This window comes from Actinomycetes bacterium, from assembly GCA_024222295.1.
GTDB lineage: Bacteria > Actinomycetota > Acidimicrobiia > Acidimicrobiales > Microtrichaceae > JAAEPF01.
This window is the reverse complement of the sequence record JAAEPF010000034.1, coordinates 179,818-200,717: the sequence shown is the minus strand read 5'-3', so window position 1 is coordinate 200,717 and position 20,900 is coordinate 179,818. Positions and strand designations below refer to the sequence as shown.

Annotated in this window: 25 protein-coding genes; 12 read left to right on the top strand and 13 right to left on the bottom strand. The window is 66.7% G+C overall.

Going from position 1 to position 20,900, the window contains the following annotated elements; genetic code table 11:
- The first annotated feature begins 37 nt into the window (after positions 1-37).
- Genes GY812_13570 through GY812_13560 form a run of 3 tightly spaced genes read left to right on the top strand, consistent with a single transcriptional unit; the run spans position 38 to position 2,799 of the window.
- Complete coding sequence (locus tag GY812_13570; GenBank protein MCP4436509.1) at positions 38-1,231, top strand: amidohydrolase; 1,194 nt, start codon at positions 38-40, stop codon at positions 1,229-1,231.
- Positions 1,228-2,121 carry a crotonase/enoyl-CoA hydratase family protein gene (locus GY812_13565; GenBank protein MCP4436508.1) on the top strand — a complete coding sequence of 298 codons (894 nt, stop codon included), beginning with the start codon at positions 1,228-1,230 and terminating at the stop codon, positions 2,119-2,121. The genes GY812_13570 and GY812_13565 overlap by 4 nt, the downstream gene beginning before the upstream one ends.
- A gap of 36 nt (positions 2,122-2,157) precedes the next feature.
- Positions 2,158-2,799: a TetR/AcrR family transcriptional regulator gene (locus GY812_13560; GenBank protein MCP4436507.1), complete on the top strand. Its 642-nt coding sequence runs from the start codon at positions 2,158-2,160 to the stop codon at positions 2,797-2,799.
- A gap of 195 nt (positions 2,800-2,994) precedes the next feature.
- On the opposite strand, the gene GY812_13555 is transcribed toward GY812_13560, so the two are convergent.
- Positions 2,995-4,539 (bottom strand): acyl-CoA synthetase, encoded by a 1,545-nt coding sequence (locus GY812_13555; GenBank protein ID MCP4436506.1) that lies wholly within the window; start codon positions 4,537-4,539, stop codon positions 2,995-2,997.
- Complete coding sequence (locus GY812_13550) at positions 4,536-5,594, bottom strand: LLM class F420-dependent oxidoreductase (GenBank protein ID MCP4436505.1); 1,059 nt, start codon at positions 5,592-5,594, stop codon at positions 4,536-4,538. The genes GY812_13555 and GY812_13550 overlap by 4 nt, the downstream gene beginning before the upstream one ends.
- Positions 5,595-5,831: 237 nt before the next feature.
- On the opposite strand from GY812_13550, the gene GY812_13545 reads away from it, so the two are divergent.
- The 5 genes from GY812_13545 (at position 5,832) to GY812_13525 (ending at position 10,110) form a co-directional block, all read left to right on the top strand.
- Positions 5,832-6,296, top strand: coding sequence for a PaaI family thioesterase (locus tag GY812_13545; protein MCP4436504.1), 465 nt, complete (start codon positions 5,832-5,834; stop codon positions 6,294-6,296).
- 62 nt (positions 6,297-6,358) lie between these two features.
- Positions 6,359-7,615: a cytochrome P450 gene (locus GY812_13540; protein MCP4436503.1), complete on the top strand. Its 1,257-nt coding sequence runs from the start codon at positions 6,359-6,361 to the stop codon at positions 7,613-7,615.
- Positions 7,616-7,625: 10 nt separating this feature from the next.
- Positions 7,626-8,465, top strand: a complete 840-nt coding sequence (locus GY812_13535) for a hypothetical protein (protein ID MCP4436502.1) — start codon at positions 7,626-7,628, stop codon at positions 8,463-8,465.
- Between the two features lie 11 nt (positions 8,466-8,476).
- Positions 8,477-8,932, top strand: a complete 456-nt coding sequence (locus GY812_13530; GenBank protein ID MCP4436501.1) for a pyridoxamine 5'-phosphate oxidase — start codon at positions 8,477-8,479, stop codon at positions 8,930-8,932.
- A 23-nt stretch (positions 8,933-8,955) separates the two neighbouring features.
- Complete coding sequence (locus GY812_13525; GenBank protein MCP4436500.1) at positions 8,956-10,110, top strand: cytochrome P450; 1,155 nt, start codon at positions 8,956-8,958, stop codon at positions 10,108-10,110.
- 40 nt (positions 10,111-10,150) lie between these two features.
- Here GY812_13525 and GY812_13520 read toward each other — a convergent pair whose 3' ends face one another.
- From GY812_13520 to GY812_13510, 3 genes are read right to left on the bottom strand one after another with little or no spacing between them, the layout of a single operon-like run.
- Positions 10,151-10,930: an SDR family oxidoreductase gene (locus GY812_13520; protein MCP4436499.1), complete on the bottom strand. Its 780-nt coding sequence runs from the start codon at positions 10,928-10,930 to the stop codon at positions 10,151-10,153.
- On the bottom strand, positions 10,930-11,694 hold the full coding sequence (locus tag GY812_13515) for an SDR family oxidoreductase (protein ID MCP4436498.1): 765 nt from the start codon (positions 11,692-11,694) through the stop codon (positions 10,930-10,932). The genes GY812_13520 and GY812_13515 overlap by 1 nt, the downstream gene beginning before the upstream one ends.
- A gap of 26 nt (positions 11,695-11,720) precedes the next feature.
- On the bottom strand, positions 11,721-11,897 hold the full coding sequence (locus tag GY812_13510; GenBank protein MCP4436497.1) for a hypothetical protein: 177 nt from the start codon (positions 11,895-11,897) through the stop codon (positions 11,721-11,723).
- Between the two features lie 73 nt (positions 11,898-11,970).
- Here GY812_13510 and GY812_13505 point away from each other — a divergent pair, with 73 nt between their 5' ends.
- Positions 11,971-13,191 carry an acetyl-CoA C-acyltransferase gene (locus GY812_13505; protein MCP4436496.1) on the top strand — a complete coding sequence of 407 codons (1,221 nt, stop codon included), beginning with the start codon at positions 11,971-11,973 and terminating at the stop codon, positions 13,189-13,191.
- Between the two features lie 203 nt (positions 13,192-13,394).
- Here the strand turns inward: GY812_13505 and GY812_13500 are convergent, their stop codons facing one another.
- On the bottom strand, positions 13,395-14,411 hold the full coding sequence (locus GY812_13500; GenBank protein ID MCP4436495.1) for a YihY/virulence factor BrkB family protein: 1,017 nt from the start codon (positions 14,409-14,411) through the stop codon (positions 13,395-13,397).
- A 333-nt stretch (positions 14,412-14,744) separates the two neighbouring features.
- Here GY812_13500 and GY812_13495 point away from each other — a divergent pair, with 333 nt between their 5' ends.
- On the top strand, positions 14,745-15,983 hold the full coding sequence (locus GY812_13495; protein ID MCP4436494.1) for an amidohydrolase family protein: 1,239 nt from the start codon (positions 14,745-14,747) through the stop codon (positions 15,981-15,983).
- Between the two features lie 38 nt (positions 15,984-16,021).
- Here the strand turns inward: GY812_13495 and GY812_13490 are convergent, their stop codons facing one another.
- Complete coding sequence (locus tag GY812_13490) at positions 16,022-16,549, bottom strand: hypothetical protein (protein MCP4436493.1); 528 nt, start codon at positions 16,547-16,549, stop codon at positions 16,022-16,024.
- A 55-nt stretch (positions 16,550-16,604) separates the two neighbouring features.
- Between GY812_13490 and GY812_13485 the strand changes: the two genes are divergently transcribed.
- The gene (locus GY812_13485; GenBank protein ID MCP4436492.1) at positions 16,605-16,808 is read left to right on the top strand and encodes a DUF4242 domain-containing protein; all 204 of its coding nucleotides are present in this window, start codon (positions 16,605-16,607) and stop codon (positions 16,806-16,808) included.
- Positions 16,809-16,868: 60 nt separating this feature from the next.
- Here GY812_13485 and GY812_13480 read toward each other — a convergent pair whose 3' ends face one another.
- From GY812_13480 to GY812_13465, 4 genes are all read right to left on the bottom strand, one after another.
- Positions 16,869-17,405 carry a hypothetical protein gene (locus GY812_13480; protein MCP4436491.1) on the bottom strand — a complete coding sequence of 179 codons (537 nt, stop codon included), beginning with the start codon at positions 17,403-17,405 and terminating at the stop codon, positions 16,869-16,871.
- A gap of 35 nt (positions 17,406-17,440) precedes the next feature.
- Positions 17,441-17,785 (bottom strand): hypothetical protein, encoded by a 345-nt coding sequence (locus tag GY812_13475; GenBank protein MCP4436490.1) that lies wholly within the window; start codon positions 17,783-17,785, stop codon positions 17,441-17,443.
- 18 nt (positions 17,786-17,803) lie between these two features.
- Positions 17,804-18,892: a hypothetical protein gene (locus GY812_13470; GenBank protein ID MCP4436489.1), complete on the bottom strand. Its 1,089-nt coding sequence runs from the start codon at positions 18,890-18,892 to the stop codon at positions 17,804-17,806.
- An 88-nt stretch (positions 18,893-18,980) separates the two neighbouring features.
- Positions 18,981-19,370, bottom strand: coding sequence for a hypothetical protein (locus tag GY812_13465; GenBank protein MCP4436488.1), 390 nt, complete (start codon positions 19,368-19,370; stop codon positions 18,981-18,983).
- A 248-nt stretch (positions 19,371-19,618) separates the two neighbouring features.
- Here GY812_13465 and GY812_13460 point away from each other — a divergent pair, with 248 nt between their 5' ends.
- Positions 19,619-19,990 (top strand): hypothetical protein, encoded by a 372-nt coding sequence (locus GY812_13460; GenBank protein ID MCP4436487.1) that lies wholly within the window; start codon positions 19,619-19,621, stop codon positions 19,988-19,990.
- A gap of 69 nt (positions 19,991-20,059) precedes the next feature.
- Here GY812_13460 and GY812_13455 read toward each other — a convergent pair whose 3' ends face one another.
- Complete coding sequence (locus GY812_13455) at positions 20,060-20,608, bottom strand: nuclear transport factor 2 family protein (protein ID MCP4436486.1); 549 nt, start codon at positions 20,606-20,608, stop codon at positions 20,060-20,062.
- Positions 20,609-20,688: 80 nt separating this feature from the next.
- On the bottom strand, positions 20,689-20,895 hold the full coding sequence (locus GY812_13450; GenBank protein ID MCP4436485.1) for a ferredoxin: 207 nt from the start codon (positions 20,893-20,895) through the stop codon (positions 20,689-20,691).
- Positions 20,896-20,900: the final 5 nt, after the last annotated feature.

Here is a 20,900-nt window from a genome sequence, read left to right as displayed (position 1 = left end):
GGCGTACAAGCCACGCCGTCGACCATGGGGGAACGGCATGGCCAACTACGAAGGTCCGATCTTCGACGCCGACAACCACTTCTATGAGGCACACGACGCGTTCACACGCCACGTGCCCAAGGAGATGCAGGCGCGCTGTGTGCAGTGGGTCGAGCTCGAGCGCAACGGGCGGCAGTACCAGTTGGTCGGGGGTCGGATGGACCCGGAGGGCACCAACGGCAACCCGACGTTCGACCCGATCTCCAAGCCCGGTGTGCTGCGCGAGTTGTTCCAGGGCAATCCCGACGGGCGTACCGGGATGGAGCTGATCCGCTCGTCGCTCGAACCGCTGCGCCCGGAGTACATGGACCGCGAGGCCCGCCTCGCGGTCATGGACGAGCAGGGCCTCGACGGTGCATGGATCTTCCCCACCCAGGCCGTGTTGATGGAACAGCAGATCCAGCACGACACAGGCGCTGCGCTGGTGATGTTCGACGCGTTCAACAAGTGGGTCTCGGAGGACTGGGGCTTCAACTTCAAGGACCGGATCTTCACGGCGCCCTACATCACACTCGCCGACGTCGACTGGGCTTGCGATCAGCTGGACAAGGCCCTCGAGCAAGATGCCCGCCTCGTGGTCATGCGACCTAGTGCGGTGTTCACGCGGCAGGGTCCGCGCAACCCGGGTGACCCGATGTTCGATCCGTTCTGGGCCCGGGTCAACGAGGCCGGCATCACGGTCGCCATCCACATCGGCTCGACCAAGCACGACAACAACGGCTATGACCGCCGCAGCCACGACATGCTGGCCCTCGGGCCCCGGCCGACCATCGCCAACTTCCACCGCTCGCGCAACATCAACGACTTCCTCGCCAGCCTCGTGTTCGACCTGCTCTTCGAGCGGTTCCCCAACCTGCGGATCGTGTCGGTGGAGAACGGCTCGGAGTTCCTGCCCGGCCTGCTGCGTGCGCTCGGCAAGTCGAAGCACCGCACGCCGAAGCACTACACCGACGACCCGGTGGACTCATTCCGCGAGCACGTGTGGATCAACCCGTTCTGGGAGGACGACATGGTCGAGATCATCGAACTCATGGGCGCCGACCACGTCACCTACGGCTCCGACTGGCCGCACATGGAAGGCATGGAGCACCCGCGGGACATCCTGTCCGAGCTCGACGGGATCTCCGAGGCCGACCAGCGCCTGGTGCTGCACGACAACGCGGCTGCGCTCAACACGCCCCGGCCGGCATGAGCGAGGCGATGGACCCAGCCGACTACTCAGCCATCCGATACGACGTGTCCGACGGCCGGGCACGCGTCACCCTCGCCCTGCCCGACACACACAACGCCATCACCGAAGCGATGCTCGTCGAGCTCGAGGACGCCGCATGGCGCGCCGACGACGACACATCGGTGCACTGCCTGATCCTGCGCGGTGACGGACCATCGTTCTGTGCGGGCTACAACCTCACCGCGCTCGGCCGGAAGCCCGAGGAGGGCCAACGGTCGGGGCGGAGCTTCGACGACGACATCTGGCTGATCGAGCGCAACAACCGCCGCATCCGTGCGCTGTGGGAGATGCACAAGCCGACCATCGCGCAGGTGCACGGCAACTGCCTTGCCGGTGGCACCGACCTGGCCATGGTGTGCGACATGGTGGTGATCGCCGATGACGCGCGGATGGGATTCCCTGCGGCGCGGAGCATGGGTGCGCTGCCGAGCAACCTGTGGCTCTACAACTGCGGCCCACAGTGGGCCAAGCGCCTCCAGCTCACCGGCGACACGGTCTCGGGAAGCGACGCCGCCGAGATCGGCCTCGCACTCAAGTCGGTTCCCGCCGACCTGCTCGAGGACGAGGTCGAGGGGATCGCCGACCGCCTCGCCCTCATCGACCCCGACCTGCTGGCCGCCAACAAGCGGATCACCAACCTCGGCATGGAACTCATGGGGGCACAGGTCCTGCAGCGGCTCGCTGCGGAGAACGACGCCCGCGCACACCGCGCTGATGTGGTGCGAGGCTTCGGTCGCACCGTGCGCGACCTCGGGCTCAAGGAAGTGCTGCGGCGCCGCGACGAACCCTTCGGCGACGGCACCGCGAGCGTGAACGAACCCGATGGTCGGCTGCCCGGGGGTGGCCAGTGAGGCAGCCGCGACGGGTTGCTCCCATGAGGACTCGCGTTGGTTGCTGAATCGACCGGGCTCACCAAGTCCGAACGCACCCGCAAGTCGATCCTCGACGCCGCGGAGGAGCTGTTCTCGGCCAACGGCTACGAGGGAGCGTCACTGGACGCGATCGGCGACCGGGCCGGCATCCAGGGCACGGCGATCCTGTACCACTTCTCCAGCAAGCAGGTCCTCTACGAAGCCACACTCGAGCGCATCTTCAACCCGCTCTTCGCCGAGCTCAACGAGATCCTCACGAGCGACGGTCCTGTAGAGGTCCGCCTCGATGCAGCTGTGGGAGCCATCGTCACCTACGCAGGCGAGCGCCCCAATGCGGCGCGCCTGCTGCTGCGCGAGACGGCGTCGCCGGGCGGCGATGCCCGCGCCATCATCGAGGCCAAGGCCCGCACGGGGGTGATCGCGTCGATCATGGACGTGTTCGCGTCCCAGTCGAAGGTGAAGGGCGTCGACCCGGTGATGGTGGCGAACATCATCGTGGGCGCGGTGTGCTTCTACTTCGTGGGCCCGCCGAGCCTGGCGGGCGACAACTCCTATGACCCGCGGTCCCCGGAGCTCGTCCACGCCTTCTCCGACGTGATGCGCGACCTCACCAGGTCGCTGCTCCGCCTCGACTGGCAGATCGGTCAGACCAGCTGAAAGCGCAGGCATGATCGGATCAGTGGTGCATTTCACCGTTGCGTCGGAGATCCGCCGCCACGGTGTGCCACGCGTCCAGATCGGTGAAGTCGCGCGGCTCGGTGAACAGCCGGTCCGCAGGGACGCTCTCGACCGCCTGGGCAGTCGGGCTCACATCACCTCCGGCGGTGTTGTAGACGAGCCAGCGCAGGGCGCCTACTCCAGGAGGCGCCTCTTCAGCAGCTTGCCGGTCTCCATGCGGGGCAGCTCCTCCATGAACTGGAGCTCGCGCGGGCACTTGTAGTGGGCCAGCTCGTCGCGGCAGAACGTGATCAGCTCCTCGGCCTTGGCATCGGATGCCCCGACGCCATCGCCGAGTTCCACGAACGCCTTCACCCGCTCGCCCATCTCGTCGTCGGGAACTCCGAGCACGGCAACGTCGTGCACGTCGGGATGTGTGCTCAGCACGTTCTCGGCTTCCTGGGGGTAGATGTTGACCCCGCCCGAGATGATCATGTTGGACGCTCGGTCTGTGAGGTACAGAAAGCCGTCCTCGTCGACCCGTCCCACGTCGCCGTAGGTGGCCCAACCACGGTCGTCGTACACGCTGCTGGTCTTGTCGGGATCGTTGTTGTATTCGAAGCGCAGCTGGGTCTCGAACCAGACCTGACCGGTCTCACCGACCGGCAGCTCCTCACCGTCGGGGCCGGTGATGTGCACCGGGCTGAGCGCCGGACGACCCACCGAGCCGGGGTGTTCCAGCCAGTCCTCCGAATTGATGAGTGCCACGCCGAACGCCTCGGAGCCCGCGTAGTACTCCTCGATGATCGGGCCGAGCCAGTCGATCATCTGGTGCTTCACAGGCACCGGGCAGGGCGCCGCGGCATGCAGAACCGTTCTGAGGCTGGAGAGGTCGCGTCCGGTGCGCACGTCGTCGGGCAGGCGCAACATGCGGATGAAGTGGGTGGGCACGAACTGCGCGTGGGTGACGCTGTGTGACTCGACCGCCTCGAGGGCGGCGGCCGCGTCGAAGCGCTCCATCACCACCACCGCGCCACCGAGGCGCTGCACGGCGGTGGAGAACCCGAGTGGGGCCGCGTGGTACATCGGCGCCGGGCTCAGGTACACCGAGGAGTCGTCCGCGCCGTAGAGGGCCTCCATCAGCATCGTGATTGTGTCCGCCACCTCCCCGAAACGGGAGGTGGGCAGCTCGGGCACGATTCCCTTGGGCTTTCCGGTGGTGCCGGAGGAGTAGAGCATGAAGGTGCCTGCGTGCTCCTCGCCGCGGGGCTCGCCAGAGGCGGCGGCGAGGGCCGCGTCGTAGTCCTCGTAGCCGTCGACCGCGCCACCGACCATGAGGCGCTTGGTCACACCGTCACACCAGGGGCCGAGTTCGGCGGCCACCGCTGACAGCTCCGCCGAGGTCACGAAGGCCTTCGCGCCGCAATCCTGGATGATGTAGCCAGCCTCCTCAGCGCCGAGATGCCAGTTGATGGGCGTCATGTAGAGACCGGAGCGCAGCGCCGCCCACACGACCTCGAAGAACTCGGGCTGGTTGCCGAGCATGAGGGCAACGTGATCGCCGCGGGTGAGGCCCGCCTCGTCGAACACGCGGGCCAGCCGCGTGGAGCGGTCGTCCATCTCGGCGTAGGACAGCGTGCGGCCCGACCCGGCCATGATCACCGCAGGGTTGTCGCCGTGGCGCCGGAAGATCTCTTCGGGCTGCTGGGTGCCCCCGGCTTCGGTACCAGCGTCGGTCATGTGGATTCCCTCACTTTGTCGAGACTTCCCGAAATCTCCGCCATCAGCTCCAATGCCTCCGGTTGGCGGCACTGCAGCGTCAGCCCGGTCGCTCCGGAGCGCTCCCACTGCGCGAAGCGCTCCCTGATCCGCGCGGGCGGACCGATCAATGCGCCCTCGTCGCAGTAGTCATCAGGCACGGCTGCAATCGCCTCGTCCTTGCGGCCGGCCAGGTAGAGCTCCTGGATCTCCGCAGCCGCCTCCGGGTAGCCGCGCTTCACCATCATGTCGTTGTGGAAGTTCTTCTCGCGGTGGCCCATGCCACCCACGTACAGCGCAACGCCCGGCTTCATGCGGGCGAGCGTGCCTTCGATGTCGTCGGTGACCGCCACCGACACCATGGGCTGTACCTCGAGGTCCGCCAGCGACTTGCCACCGCCGGCACGGGCGAAGCCCTTGTCCAGCCACGGGCGGTAAGTGTCCATCATCCCGGGCACGAAGTTGAGCGGGAACCACCCATCGGCGATCTCGGCGGTGAGCGCCACGTTGGCCTCGCCGCCGGTTCCGAGCCAGATGGGTATGTCGGGGTTCATGTGCAGGATCGACTTGAGGGGCTTGCCGATACCCATCGCCCCTTCGCCCTCATACGGCAGTGAGATCTCGCGCCCGTCGTGGGTCACCGGCTCCTCGCGGGCCAGCACCTTGCGCATGATCTCCACGTAGTCGCGGATACGCCAGTAGGGACTGCCCCAGGGCTGGCCGTACCAGCCCTCGACAATCTGCGGGCCGCTCACCCCGATGCCGGCGATGAACCGGTCACCGCCGGCGAGCGCGTCGATGGTGGCGGCCTGCATCGCGGCCATGGCGGGCGGCCTGCCGGCGAGTTGCATCACCGAGGTGCCGAGGCGGATGCGGTCTGTGATGGCAGCCAGGTAGGCCAGCGGCGACGTGGCGTCGGAGCCATAGGCCTCGGCGGTCCACAGCGAATCGAATCCGAGGTCTTCAGCGCTCTTGATCAGCTCGAGCGGCAGCCGCATCTCGGCGCCGGAGTACCCGATGGCCAGTCCGAGCTTCATCACACACTCCTCGGCGTGTCGTAAAGGTCCATGGGCTCGGTCCCCCCGCAGCCGCCGTGTGTTCCCCCGCCGACGCGCTGCTGTGCGAACCAGCCCGCTCGGACTGGCCATTCATCACAGGCCCTTGGCCGACGACGGAATTGAGCCTAGACTCAAAAACATGGCTCGACAAGGGGGACTCGACCGCCGGATCACCGCGGCACGCTCGGGCGCGCACGAGTCCACGGGAACGGCGCGATGACCCGCGGCGAGGAGCTCGTAGAGGAGTTCCCGCCCTACGCCGAGGGACGGCGGGTGAAGGTGTTCCCGTTCGTGGAACGCATCGGCCTCGAGGAACTGCTCAGCGTTCGCGGCCGTGCGGTCCTGCGACTGCCACTCGAGCCCAACGTCAACCACGTGGGCGGAATGTACGCGGGTGCGCTGTGCACGCTCGCGGAGGCCCCGGGAGGATCGCTCTTCGTCTCGGCATTCGACCTGAAGCGCTTCTACCCGGTCGTCGGCGAACTGAGCTTGCGCTACCTCGCGCCCGCGACCACGTCGGTCCTGGTCGAGGGCCGGATGACAGAGGACGAGATCGAGCGTGTCGCAGCCGAACTGGAGTCCACCGGCAAGTCGAAGTGGGCCGTCGACCAGGAGTTGGTGGACGAGCAGGGCACCGTGGTCGCCACATCGCATGCCGCCTACTTCGGACTGTCCCGCTGAGGGGACCGCGGCACAACGACAGACCAGAGACACACAACGAGCACGACCACAGGGGGAACCACATGACGATCACCGACGGCCACGAGCTGATCGCGTCGAAGTACTACGCGGAGAACGGGCCGCCGCACGACATCTGGACCCGGCTGCGGGCCGAGTCGCCGGTGCACCGCTGCGAGTCGAAGGACTTCGAGCCCTTCTGGGCTGTCACCAAGCATGCCGACATCTGCGAGATCTCCACCCAACCCGACCTGTTCTGCTCCGAACCCGGAATCGTGGTGCTACCGGAGGTGCAGGAGGCAGAGCTTGCGGCCAGCGCCTTTTCCACCATGCGGGTGATCATCCAGATCGACCCACCGGAGCACCGTGAGGTGCGCAAGGTGGCAAGTCCGGTGTTCACGCCGCGTGCCATCAGGGAGATGGATGAGGTGATCGAGCGCAGCGCCCGCGAGGTGGTGGACGCAATGGTCGGTGACGACGGTGAGGGCGAGTGCGACTTCGCCAACGACGTGGCGGCAGCGCACCCACTGCGGATCCTGTCCACGATGCTCGGCGTGCCCCGTGAGCAGGAGCCCGACATCCTGCGGCTCACCAACCAGCTGTTCGCCAACGAGGATCCCGAACTCCAACGGGAGGGTGACGATCGGGGCCAGGCGATCATGGAGCTCGCCCAGGAGCTTTACCAGTTGTTCGACGGGATCATCCAGGACCGTCGCGGTTGTCCCCGCGACGACCTCGCCAGCATTCTCGCCAACGGCATGGTGGGCGGCGAGCCGATGGGCCCACTGGAGACGGTGGGCTACTTCCTCATCGTTTTCACCGCAGGCCACGACACCACCAAGAACGCGCTGGTGGGCGGCATGCGCGCATTGATCGAGAACCCCGAGGAGATGGAGAAGATCCGCGCACACCCCGAGAACGTCGACAAGGCGGTCGAGGAGATCGTGCGGTGGACCTCGCCGGTCAATTACATGAAGCGCACCGCCACCGCCGACACGGTGATCCGTGGCCAGGAGATCTCCGAGGGCGACAGCGTCGTGATGTTCTACGCGTCGGCCAACCGCGACGAGGAGGTGTTCGACGACCCCTTCGACTTCCGGGTCGACCGCGACCACAGCCGCAACCTCGGCTTCGGCATCGGCGAGCACTTCTGCCTCGGCGCCAACCTTGCCCGGCGTTCGCAGCGGGCCCTGCTACTGGAGCTGGGCAGGCGCCTCGAGTGGGCGGAGCTGGCGGGCGAGCCGGAGCAGATCCAGTCGTCTTTCGTGGTCGGGCTGAAGCACCTGCCGATGCGCTACAAGGTCCGCCCGGCGACGGTCTGAGGCGCGGGCCATGACGGAGCACCAGACGATCCTCTACGAGGTCGACGGCGCGGTCGCGACCGTCACGCTCAACCGTCCCGAGCAGATGAACGCCATCACCTGGCGCATGCTCCGCGAGCTGGAGGATGCCTTCGCCCGCGCCGACGGCGACGACTCCGTGCGCGCCGTCGTGCTCACCGGTGCAGGCAAGGCGTTCTGCGCGGGTGCGGACCTCGAGGGCGGGGCAGACACATTCGGGGGCTCCGGCGGCGGGTCAGGCGGAGACTCGGGCGGCGAACCCTCGGCTGCGCCGCCGGGACTCGAACCGTGGCAGTGCCGCAAGCCGGTGATCGCCGCGATCAATGGTCACGCCATCGGCGGCGGGTTGACGTACCCGCTCATGTGCGACATCCGCATCGTCGCGCAGGAGGCGAAGCTCGGCTTCGTGTTCGTGCGGCGCGGCCTCATCCCCGAACTCGGCTCGCACGCGATCCTCCCGTCGGTGATCGGGCTGTCCAATGCAGCGGACCTGATGTTCTCGGGCCGCACGATCCGCGGAGCCGAGGCCGCCGAGATCGGTCTCGCCTCGAGCGCCCTGCCTGCGCACGAGGTGCTGCCCGCCGCACTCGACAAGGCCCGCGACATAGCGGAGCACGCAGCGCCGGCGGCTGTCGCCTTGTCCAAGGAGCTGCTGTGGAGCAGGCTCGGCGTCGCGGAGATGCAGAAGGCGGAGGAGAAGCGCTTCTTCTGGGCCGCGAAGCAGCCCGATGCCGTCGAAGGCGTGATGTCGTTCGTCGAGAAGCGCCGGCCCGAGTGGAAACTCGGTGCCGGGGATGTGCCCGACTTCGACGATGCGACGGAGGACCGCTGATGGGCGTTGCCATGTCCGACGACGAGGCCTGGGACTTCATCGCGAAGGGCCATACGGGGATCTTCACCACGCTCAAGCGCGACGGATGGCCTGTGGCACTGCCGCTGTGGTTCGCCGTGCACGATCGCCGCATCTACCTGGGCACCCCGAGCCAGTCGGCGAAGCTCAAGCGGATCGCCCACGACGACCGCGGCAGCTTCCTGGTGGAAACAGGTGAGAGGTGGGCCGAACTCGCGGCAGTCCACATCCCGGTGAAGGCCACCGTGCTCGATGCCGAGGACGACTCCGCCGAGGCCGGGGAGGCTGGCCGGCTGTTCGCGGAGAAGTACTCGGGATCGCGCACCTCCGCCAAGTCGATGCCCAAGTCCACCGCGGAGCACTACAGCTCCCAGAGGATCATCCGCCTCGACCCCGCAGGCCCACCCGTCAGCTGGGACAACGCCCGCATCCGGCTCCGCGACACGTAGTCCGCTGTGCGTACGATCTCGGGATGTACGACATCGCCGACCTCGAGTTGCCGCACTCGGAGCGGGACGAGCAGCTGACCGAGCTCCGCGCGACACCTGGGGTTCCCTACGACGATCGCAACGACCTGTGGCTGGTCGCCCGCCATGCAGATGTGTGCACCGCATCCTCGGACCCGACGACGTTCTCGAATGCCGGAGGTGTGACCTACTTCGATGCGGTGCCGCTGTCGTTCGTGACGATGGACCCACCGGAGCATGGCCGGCTTCGACGCATCGTGTCGCGCCAGTTCACGCCGCGGATGGTGAAGGAGCTGCGCGAGCAGACCCGACTCTGGACCGAGGCGGCCCTTGACACCGTGGAAGGGAAGGCCGAATTCGACTTCGTCGAGAGCATTGCAGCACCCGTCACATTGCGGGTGATCGCAGAAATGGTCGGCATGCCCGCACACGACCTTCCCCAGATCAAGACCTGGACCGACCAGATGATGGATGCCAGCGGCCGGCTCGAGGAACCCGGAATGCTCGAACAGGCAACTGGGGCATACGTGGCTTGGGCGGCGTATGTGGACGCACAGATCGAGCTGAGGCTCGAATCGCCCGGCGTTGACCTGCTGTCGAGGCTCGCGCACGCAGACGACGAGAGGCTGGATCGAGAAGAACTCGCCCTGTTCACCACGGCCCTGATGGTGGCAGGCAACGAAACCACCCGGCACACCAGTTCCCGCGGCATCGAGGTGCTGGGCGCACATCCGGAGCAGCGCGCAAGGTTCAGCCAGGACCCGTCGTGCCGGCCCGCAGCAGTCGAGGAAATCCTCCGTTGGGCAACACCGGTACGCGCGTTCATGCGCACGATCGCATCGGACACCGTGCTCTCCGGCACCGAGCTGTCCGTGGGGGACCGCCTCGTATTGCTGTATCCGTCGGCCAACCGCGACGAGGCCGTGTTCGACGAGCCGTTCGCGTTCGACATCGGACGCGACCCCAACCCACACCTGGCCTTCGGCATCGGCACGCACTACTGCATCGGGGCCAACCTCGGCCGCATGGAACTCGACGTGATCCTCGGCGCTGTGCTCGAACGGCACCCCGAGCTGGGTCTGGTGCCGGGCACCGAGCCGGTGCATCGGGCGAGCGGCCTGGTGGCCGGTGTCGCCTCCATGCCCGTGCAGACCGGGTAGTCGGGAGATGTCCCGGAACCCGGTGCCTTGCCGAGACCGCTCAGAACTTGGTGTAGCCGCCGTCGACGACGACTTCGTCACCGGTGTGGAAGGTGAGGTCGCGCCGAGCGAGGTAGGCGGCGACAGGGCCGAACTCGTCCGGGTCCGCCCAGCGACGTACCGGAGTGCGCGAGATCGTGTTGTTGCGGAACTTCTCGTTCTCCTTCCCCATCGCCAGCATGTCGGTATCGGTCCAGCCAGGTAGCAGCGCGTTGACGCGAATGCCGTGGCGGGCAAGCTCGACCGCCAACCCGCGGGTGAGCCCGACGAGTCCCGTCTTGGCGACCGAGTACGACTGGTTCATCGGCGCGCCCTGAAGTGCTGAGGTGGACGACACCGCCACGAGCGCGCCGCCCTCATCGCGCTCGACCATGTGTCGGGCAGCCTCGCGCAGGGTCAGCATCACGCCATCGAGGTTGACCTGCATCGAACGGCGCCAGGTGTCGAGTTCCAGGTCGACAAACGGCACGAATCCCGGCCCCATGCCGGCGTTCGCGAAGCAGGAGTCGACACGACCGAAGCGCTCCACCGTTTGGGCGAAGGCGGCCACGATCCCGTCCTCGGATCCCACATCACACTGCACACCATGCGCCTCGACACCGAGGGCGGTGAGCGATGCCACGGCCTGTTCGTTTCGTTCCGCGCGGCGGCCCCAGATGCACACCGAGGCTCCGGCGCGGGCCAGACCCACCGCCATTCCGAGCCCGATCCCGGAGTTGCCACCCGAGACCAACGCCACTTCTCCGCTCAGCGGCCGCTCGTCATCCGGCTGCTCGCCCATCAGAACGGTCCTCCGTCGACCCCAAGGCGCTGGGCGGTCATGTAGGCGGCCCTGTCACTCACCAGGAACCGGACCGCATCGGCCACCTCCTCGGGGGTGCACACATGTCCGAACGCTGAGCCCTCATCGAGGGATCGGATGTCATCGACCCCCATGGCACCCTTGACCAGGCGGCGCCCCATCTCGGTGTCCACGAGGCCGGGGGCGACAACGTTCACGTGGATGCCGTGCCGTCGTTCCTCCTTGGCCAGCGACCAGGCGAGCGCCTCCAGCGCCGCCTTCGCCATGTTGTAGGGAGCGGCCCTGGGGGCCATCAGGAGGACCGCTGCGGAGCTGATCATCACGATGTCGCCGCGGGGTTGCTGGCGCATGGCCGGCAGGAACAGGTTCGCAAGCGACCAGGCGCCAAACGCATGGGTCTCGAACAGCCTCCCGACCTCGGCGGGATCTGTGCGCACCACGTCGGATCCATGCGAGGCCACTCCTGCGCAGTGCACCAGGATGTCGACCGGGCCGAGCTCGACGGCTGTCGCCTCGGCGGCCTCCGAGTTGTCGTCGTGCGACGAGACATCCGCCGCATGCGCATACGCCTTCCGACCCAGTCCCTCGATCTCGGCCACCGCCTCGGCTGCCGCACCGGCGTCACGCCGGTAGCTGATCGCCACATCCGCGCCGTCGGCCGCGAGGCCCAGGGCTATCGCACGCCCGATGCCGCGGCTCCCACCACTCACGAACGCAACCCGTCCATCCAGACTCACGTGAATCTCCTACTGATCGCTCGTCGCACAGTTCACCCCTCGGAAGCGGCCCGCGCGCAGATCCCTCGGGTCCTCTGCACCAGCTCTTCCACCACCAGCGGTGCGAGGCCCGTGCTCGCATCGTCGCCACCCGTGTTGTCAGCCACCTTCAGGTTCTCGATCGTCGACAGCCCCGTGAACAGGGCCCGGTGGTCGGGCACCAGGGCCACCCCGGCACGTGTACTGGATTTTGAGCCTACGGTCAGAATTGACGGCGGGCAATGGACCTCTAGATTCAGGACCATGACTGATGCATTCGTGATCGACGCCTGCCGCACACCCCGGGGAATCGGCAAGCAGGGTAAGGGCGCGCTCGCCCACCTGCACCCCCAGCACCTGGGAGCCACGGTGCTCGCAGCGCTGGCCGAGCGCAACGACCTCGACACCGCCGACGTCGACGACATCGTGTGGGGCACCAGCGCCCAGGTGCGCGAGCAGAGCGGCGACCTGGGCCGCATGGCCGCACTCGACGCGGGTTGGCACACCAACGCCAGCGGGGTCACCCTCGACCGGTTCTGCGGGTCGGGGATCACCGCCACCAACTTCGCCGCAAACGGCGTGATGGCCGGCATGGAGGACCTGGTGGTTTCCGGTGGCACCGAGATGATGTCGCTGCCCAAGAAGGGAATGTTCCCCATCGGGGCCAACAACGAGCACCTCCAGGATCTGCACCCCCAGCCACATCAGGGTGTGTGTGCCGACACAATCGCCACGATCGAGGGCATACCGCGCGAGGCGCTCGACGCCCATGCCGCCGAGTCCCAGGCACGGGCCGCCGTAGCCATCGAGGAAGGTCGCTTCGAGCGCAGCCTCGTCCCGGTGCTGAACCTGGATGGCACCGTCGCCCTCGACCACGAGGAGTTCCCGCGGCCGGGCACGACTGCGGAGTCGCTTGCGAAGCTGCCACCCAGCTTCGAGGTGGTTGCCGACTACCGCCACGAGGACAACCCCACCTACCGCGAACTCGTGGCCCGCAAGTTCCCCGATGTGGAGATCAACCACGTGCACCACGCCGGCAACTCCTCGGGCGTCGTCGATGGAGCGGCCGCCATCCTCATGGCGAGCGGCGAGTACGCGAAGGCCAACGGCCTCACGCCGCGGGCGCGCGTGGTTGCCACCGCCACCGCGGGCGACGATCCGACACTGATGCTCAACGCACCGGTGCCTGCTGCACGCAAGGTGCTCGAGCGCGCGGGAATGACCATCGACGACATCGACCTGTTCGAGATCAATGAGGCGTTCGCCGTCGTGTCCGAGAAGTTCCAGCGCGACCTCGAGCTCGACCGCAACAAGGTCAACGTCAACGGTGGCGCCATGGCACTCGGCCATCCGATCGGGGCAACCGGCGCCATCCTCATTGGGACGCTGCTCGACGAGCTGGAGCGCCAGGACAGGCAGATCGGCCTCGCCACGATGTGCACAGGTGGCGGCATGGCTCCCGCCATCATCATCGAACGGGTCTGAGCACGGACCAGAGCCCTGGCCTCAGTTCAGCGCACGGCTGGCGAATGGGTCCCGAACCAAGGTGACGAGCCCGGTCACGACCGCTCCGACGACGACGCCGGCTGCCACCGCTCGGGCGATGCGCACGGTGCCCGTCTGCTGGCGGAGCAGGTGCGGACCCACCCACATCGCGCCGCCGGCAGGTAGCGCTGCTGTCGCTACGTTCAGGACGGCCCGTCGGATTCGTCGACGCCGTGGACATTCTCGCCCTCCAGTTCGGCCCATCGCCGGGTGAGACGCTCGAGGCGGGGCATCCTCAGGTTTCGGCGGGGAATCTGCTCCACACCGGCTCGATCCGCGAGCACGGAGTTCAGTTCGGCGCCGAGCAGCAGACCGATGGCCAACAGGTACATCCAGATCATTACGACCAGCACCGAGCCAAGGCTTCCGATCAACACGTTGGAGGACCCACCAAATCGCAGGTAGACGCGCAGACCCACCGACGCCAGAGCCGCTGCGGATAGCGCAAGAGCGGTTCCCGGAAGGTCCCATCTCCAAGGGGTGCGATGGTCAGGAGCAAGGTGGTACAGGGTGGTGATGAGTGCCGCCACCACCCCGACCGCTGCCGGCCATCGCAACCATGTCCACGTCGAGGCAAACGCGTCCGAGGCACCGAATACCTCGGCGACCTGCTCTCCGCCGCCGAGGAGTGGACCCACGACGAACGCCACCAGGGCGAGCGCCACGAGAGGGACGGTGGCCACAGCCAGGCCGAGCGACAGCAGCCGCAGCTCCAGGTAGCTACGCCGTTCGCGGAGGTCATAGACGAGGTCGAGGGCGCGCACCGTCGCCAGGAATCCACGCGACGCCGACCACACCGCCAGCAACAGGCCAACGGTGAACACGCCGGGGCGGGTATCGGCGAAGAGATCCTCGACCGCTTCAACCACCCCGCCCGCGTCTGACGGCAACGCGGTCTCGAGGGCCTGCACGACGTTGTCCCGCACCTCGCCGGCCGCCTCGACGCCAACCAGCGGCTCGAGAAAGCCGATCGCCGCGGCCACGGCGATGGTGAGCGGGAAGACGCTGAGCATCCCGAAGAAGGCGATCTCCGCACCGAGCCCGCCGACCCGGTCGGCACCAGCGCCGCGCAGCACGGTGCCGGTGACCTCGCTGGTAGCGCGAACCCGGCGACGTCTCGAGCGGGATGGATCGACTCCTGACACTGGCTCCTCGTTCACAACTCGACATTCCCGTCCTTCGAGCCGAACGCTACGGCACTCGACGCGGCGAGGCCGACCCTGCACCGCCGACCTCGCTGTCCCTGGTGCAGTGGACTACCGGGGCGGGCCTCCGCCGCATCGACGACCTGGTCGAGTTCACCCGCAGGTTCCATTCGCGGGCGCACGAAGTCGCCGAACCCGTTTCCGTGGTGGCAGTCGGCGCCCTGAGCTGACGCGCGGCCCGGGCGGGCTGGCGGGGATCGCCTGATTGGCGGCACAAGTACAATGTGGATTCAACATGGCGGCCGGCCCAGTGGCAGCCTTGCCGGATAACGACCTACAGGTGGCGCGATGAACCAGTCGACAGAGCAAAAAACTCCGGCCGAAGAGGACCTCCCCCTCATCATCTCGGTCGATGACCATGTGATGGAGCCAAAGGACCTGTGGCAGCAGCAGCTACCGCCGTCCATGCGTGCCGCGGGTCCACGTGTCGTGCAGGAGAAGGTCAAGCTGATCTTCGAGGGCGGCCACTACGGCTTCGAGCGCAACCACCCCGACGGCCATTTGTGTGATGTCTGGCTCTTCGAGGACAGCGTGACCCCGACCGGGTTCCTCCATGGCCCCGCGGGCGTGCCCCGCGAAGAACAACGCAATGTGGCGGCAACCTACGAGGACCTTCGCCCCGGCACCCACAACCAGGCCGACCGGCTCTCCGACATGGACATCAACCACGTCGAGGCGGCCATAAACTACCCCAACATCTTCCCCCGCTTCTGTGGCCAGGGCTTCCTCGAGCGCGACGACAAGGACCTCGCCTTCGAGTGCCTGAGGATCTACAACGACTGGATCATCGACGACTGGGGCGGCGGCGACGGCCGAGGCCGCCTGATCCCGCTCACTCTCGTTCCCCTCTGGGATCCCGCCAAGGCCGCGGAGGAGGTCCGTCGGTGTGCCGACAAGGGCAGCTACGCGATCGCGTTCTCCGAGAACCCCTCCAAGCTCGGCTGCGCCACGATGTACAGCGGCGAGTGGGACGTGCTCTGGCAGGCATGTGAGGAAGCCGACGTGACGGTGTCGATGCACATCGGCTCGTCGTCGTCCATGCCCACCACCTCCGATGACGCACCCCTGGCCACCTCGATGTCGCTCTACGCCCAGAACGCAGAGGGCTCGTTCGTGGACTGGGTGTTCTCCGGCACACTCCAGCGTTTCCCCGATCTGAAGATCGCCTATGCGGAGAGCCAGGTCGGCTGGATGCCGTTCCAGATAGAACGCATGGACTCGGTTTTCCGCGAGGGTCGCGGCGGCGTCGGCGGTTCAGGACCACTGCCGAGCGAGATCGCCAAGGGACGCATCTTCGGATGCATCTTCGACGACCTGGTCGGACTGCGTCAGCGCGACGAGGTCGGGATCGACCAGATCCTCTTCGAGACCGACTACCCGCACTCCGACGGCACCTTCCCCCACTCGCGCAAGGTCGCCCATTCGATGTTCGCGGCCGTCGGCATGAACGCCGAGGAGTGCTACAAGGTCATGCGCGGCAACGCCATCGAGGCCTACGGCCTGCAGCGTTTCGGGATCACCGAGTAGCCGCCACGGAGGGCAGAACGCTCTCCGTGGACCACAGTTCAGTCGTCTTCGGCAGCGCCAGCGCTGAACACCGCGCGCAAGTCCTCGAGGCCGGCCGGGAGTTCGATCGGCGGGTCGGGCAACTGTTCCACACCCCGTTCCGCGAGGATGTGCTGCATCGCCGCGGGCTCGTCGCTCCACGAGCGAGGGTCGCCCATCATCACCTCGTACAGCTCGACGCCCTGGGGCCCCGCCACGAACGGACCGAACGAGGCGCCGAGCGGCAGTTCGATGTGGGTGCCCACACCGCACAGCTCGTCGCCGCAGGTGAACTCACCCGCGAGCACCGTGAGGGTGTGGGGGCTGTAGTGGCCGTGGCGACGCACGATCATCCCCGGGTCCCACCTGGCGAACAACGCCAGGTAGAGCGGCTCGACCGAGAAGGCGACCCAGCGCTCCCACACATGTGATTCGGAGCCGTCGGGGTTGCGCTGGCTGCGGACCGGGATCCATGGCGCGTCGTTGTCGCCGCCCGGGTGGACGATCGTATGGGTAAGGCCATCGATCCTGGGGGTGTCGGTGCTCACGTGTGTGGCTCCTCATCTGTGCCGTCGCGTTGTCCTCCATGCCTACACTCCTGCGGTGCCGATGTTCGTGGACATCCATCCGGGTTTGGGCGATACGACACCCGAGGACGTCGCCGCCGCACACAAGCGGGACCTCGAGGTCCAGGACAAGTACGGCGTGAAGTTCCTCACCTACTGTTTCAACGACCCGGAGGGGAAATCCTTCTGCCTCGTCGAGGCACCGGATGCGTTCGACGGCTCCAGGGTGGCGGGGGACTGACTCCCGGCTGTTGCCGACGAACCACTCGCAGAGGGTCGGGCCCAGTTCGGAGTCCTGCGATCACGCACTGTCGGGGGAGGCCAGCCGTTGGTAGCTCCAGACGATCACGCCGATGACCCAGGCCATCCCGAGGACACCGCCCAGGTAGAGGTTCATGGCTCCACCGGGGGCGATGAAGCCGCTCTCGCCGAAGACCGTGATCGTCTCGACTCCCTGCTCCACGAAGAACACGATCGACAACCAGCCGAGCCACAGCGGAACGGGCCGGGAACCGGAGAAGGCGAGGGGGATCAAGGCAACGGCCATCGCCATGGTCGCTCCGTTGATGATCAGCCCCCAGTACTGCGCGATGTCGAACAGGGTGCGAGCGGTAGCCGGGTCGAGCCCCTCGGGGTGGAGCGCCATGCCGGCCCAGATCCATGCCTGCACCATGCCGGTGACCAACCAGGCGATGATTCCCCCGAAGAAGATGTATCGGTTCGCTGCCGGCAGCAGTCGTGTCACGATGCCGCCGAAGGCCGTGAGGGTGAGTGCCGCGAAGGCTGCGGTCCAGGCATAGACCTGCGCGTTGCGGCCGCTGTCGGTGAACCAGTTCAAATACTCGGGTGAATTAACCAGGCCGCCCAGCCGGGTCAGCCGGTACGCAGGTCGCCGGTGATGCCGGTTCGGTACAACTCGTCGAAGTGGAAAAACTCGGGTTCGCCCTCGACGGCCTCCCGCAGGCTCCGTGCCCACTGGTCAGTCTCTGTGCGCTGGTTGTTGATCTCGGCCTCCTCAGCTGAGGAGACGTCCTCGTCGACCTGGGCGAACTCGGCGAGGATCATGTACTCACCGGGGTTGTCCCGATCGGCCAGGAGGCGGGTGCCTATGTAGCCCATCACCTCGGCTTCGGCCTGTCCGCGATCCCACTCGGCCAGCAGTTCGACGATCCTCTCCGGATCCTGCGTGCGGATCCGGATTGCCTGCGAGAACTTCACCTGCTTGCTCCTTGAGTGTCAGAGAACGTTGGTCTCGCGCATGGACTCGGCGTACTGCTGCTGGATCCTCGACATCCCGGCCGGGTCGAACACCCCCGGTGATCCCGCAGCGATGGCGTCGTCGGACTTGGGTGGGAAGCCCAGCTCTGCACGGACCTCGTCGAGGGGACGCTCGACGAAGTCGTGGTAGTCGATCTCGAGGAGGTCGCTTCCGAGCGTGTCGCAGAGTGCGGCGCCACGTCTGAGCGCGTCTGCGAGGCGAACGTGCATCTCGGTACTGTCGAGGCGCCGTTCCTCGAGGTCGCCGCTGAAGAAGCCGGCATCAGCCACGTAGCCGGTCTCGAACAGCCCTATGAGGGTCGCGAGCCACGCGAAGCCCTTTGGGTCGGGATCCGCGCGCCCGATGAGCGAGAAGGTCTCGATCTCGCCGTTCAGGTTCGTGCCGTAGTCCGCCAGCACGTGCACGAAGTCGTGCTGGGCGAGGTAGGCGGAGGCGCCCCCTTCCGAGCCCGGAATCGCGAAGCCCCTGCCCTCGTACATGTCGAGCACCGAACGACCGAGGCTATCGGCGGGCATCTGGGCGAAGGAGGCCCAACGTGAGGCAAGCTGCTCGTCGACGACTCCGGCGGACAGCTGTCCCGCTAGCTTGACGCTCGCCTTGAGCTGGTCCGTCCGGGCCATCTCCCAGTGAGCTGCGAACCCGCTTCGCTCCAGGTCCAACCACGCCAGCCCGAAGGCCCCCTGTGAGTAGCGGCGCGCAATGCGCACGTACTTGTCCTCGATCCTGAGGGCTTCGGCGTAGCTTGCGACCCTGCGCGCCACGACTGTAGGAATCGGGCGCAGGATGAGTTCGCCGAGCACCATGAGGTGGACGATCCGGTGGCGTTGCTCGGCCCCTGTGTCCTCCAGCGCGTCGGCAAGCTCCGACTCGCTGATCGGCTCCAGGCTGCTGACGTCGGTCGTGTCGCCGAACAGGGATGCGGCCAGAGCCCCGACCAAGCTCGCCTGTGTGGGCTCCAGGCCGTCCTCGGGTGAGATCGCGGTGACGATGCCCCGTATCGAGGCCCGTGTGATGTCGGTGGAGCCAGCCTTCGGGATGCCCTTCATCGTTGGAGCGAATCTAGCGTGAGTGCTCGTTTGGGAACAGCCAAAGGTACCGCCGGCTCTGCCGGACCGCATAGAAGCAACGGGAGCGTCAGCTCCACAGTCCGTACGCTGTGTTAAAGCGCCTGAGCCCGTTCTGGAGTTGGTTGAATGGCTGGAAGAGACAGGATTTCGTCTTGACGACCAGCGAGCCAACGGTCGGAGCAACCAGTTCGCGGCCTTCGTGCATGATGACAAAGCAGTAGTGACTCACGTCTTGTGCGACAAGAGCCAATGGTTCGTTGACGTTGGCATCGTCGGATGGGCCGATGCGTTCGATGCCGACGTATGGCGAGCGTGCATGGACGACGAGCCCATTCCGCTTGATCCGCGCGTCTTGAGTGAGCAGGTTGATTTCCTGATCTCTCGTTGGCCGCACTTCGCTGAGTCGACTTCCGAATTGCAGAGCTGTCTGACCAGCGTGCGTTCTCAGCGTGCTCATCAGCGTCTCGGACTGACGTGAATCGTCATCGTGTCAGGCGCGTTCACGCTCTGACACTGCTGTGTGTTCTCCATGGCGAGATTCTGCTGGATATCGCGGACGAGTACTGCGACGACCGCGAAAGCGGGTAGTCCGACACCTAGCAGACCTCAGCTCGACCTGGCATGGGTTCCGCGAGGCTACGGGCGGCCCCCGTGTGATTGCGTAGAGGTCAACCGGAAGCGCACAACGGATGAGAATGGGGCCCCATGACACGTCACTGGTGGGTCGAGAGCGACGAGGCGTGGACTGCCGACTCAAGCGGGAAGAATTGGCACGGGAAGCTTCTCGGATCTCGCGTGCTCGATGTGGCTGCGCTCCCGGGTAGCGACGACTGCGCCGCTGTTCTTGATTGGATGGATCGGCCGCCTGGGGTCGAGGCGTGGCACCCGTTCGCCAATCTCGTCCGGGCGAGCCCGACCGGCGAGGTGGTGTGGGATGCTGATCCACCCAAGGACGACTTGAAGAGCTGGACCGCCGTGTCAATCCACAACGGCACGGTCGTGGCGAACGCCTGGTCTCATCGCTGCATCCTGGATCCAGACACTGGCCGCATCGTCGGTACCGAGTTCACGAAGTAGCCCTGCCCCCGAACGCCGGCTTGAGGACGCTGAGCCGAGCGACTTCTCGTTCGAGAGCGGGGCCATCGGTCAGCGTTCCCAGAGGGTGACGGGCGCCTTCCCTGCGTCGTAGAACCCATCGCCCTTGAGGGAGCGGGTCATCCGGGCGGTCATGCCTTCGGAGAGGGCGTTGGCGCCCATCATCTCCATGAACAGCGCGGCGGCATTGCCGAAGTCGAACCAGTCGCGCTGCCAGTTCCACATGCCGTCACCCGCGTATCGGAACCAGCTGCCGCCGATGCCGTGGACCTCGTAGTGGGTGCCGTCGTCACGTGTGGCATCGGCCCGCTGGCGCCAGAACCCCACCACCATTGCCTTGGTCTCGTCGATCACGATCTCCTCGTACGGGTAGGTCCACCCGTCGAGACCGGCCATCTCGTTGCCAAGCGCGTACTCGCGGATCTGGTCGCGCCCCACCGCCATGAAGTCGGTGTCGGGGCCATAGTTCCAGCCGTAGGTGGCGTCCTCGGTGTAGAGATCCGCCATTGGCCTCCAGTCGCCGGCGGCCTCCGCGTCCCGGTTGGCCTGTAGCCACCGCTCGACCATTTCCTCGAGTTCGGCTCGTTCGAATCCAGCCATGGTTGTTTCCCCTGTTCGTGGTAGTTGCTCTCGTTGTTGTCCGGTTTGAGCGTCGCGACGCCGATGCGACGTTGCGAAGGTCAGTCCTCGACGATCTTCAGTGCGTGGGTCGGGCAGTACTTCACCGCCAGTTCGACACTGTCGCGGAGTTCGTCGCCGGGTGCCTCGTCGAGCACGACGACCTGGTTGTGCTGGCCTTGGAAGGAGCCGACCTCGAACACCGCGGGGGCCTCGGACTCGCAGACCCCGTGGCCCTGGCAGAGCACCCTGTCGACATCGATGCGGATCCCCA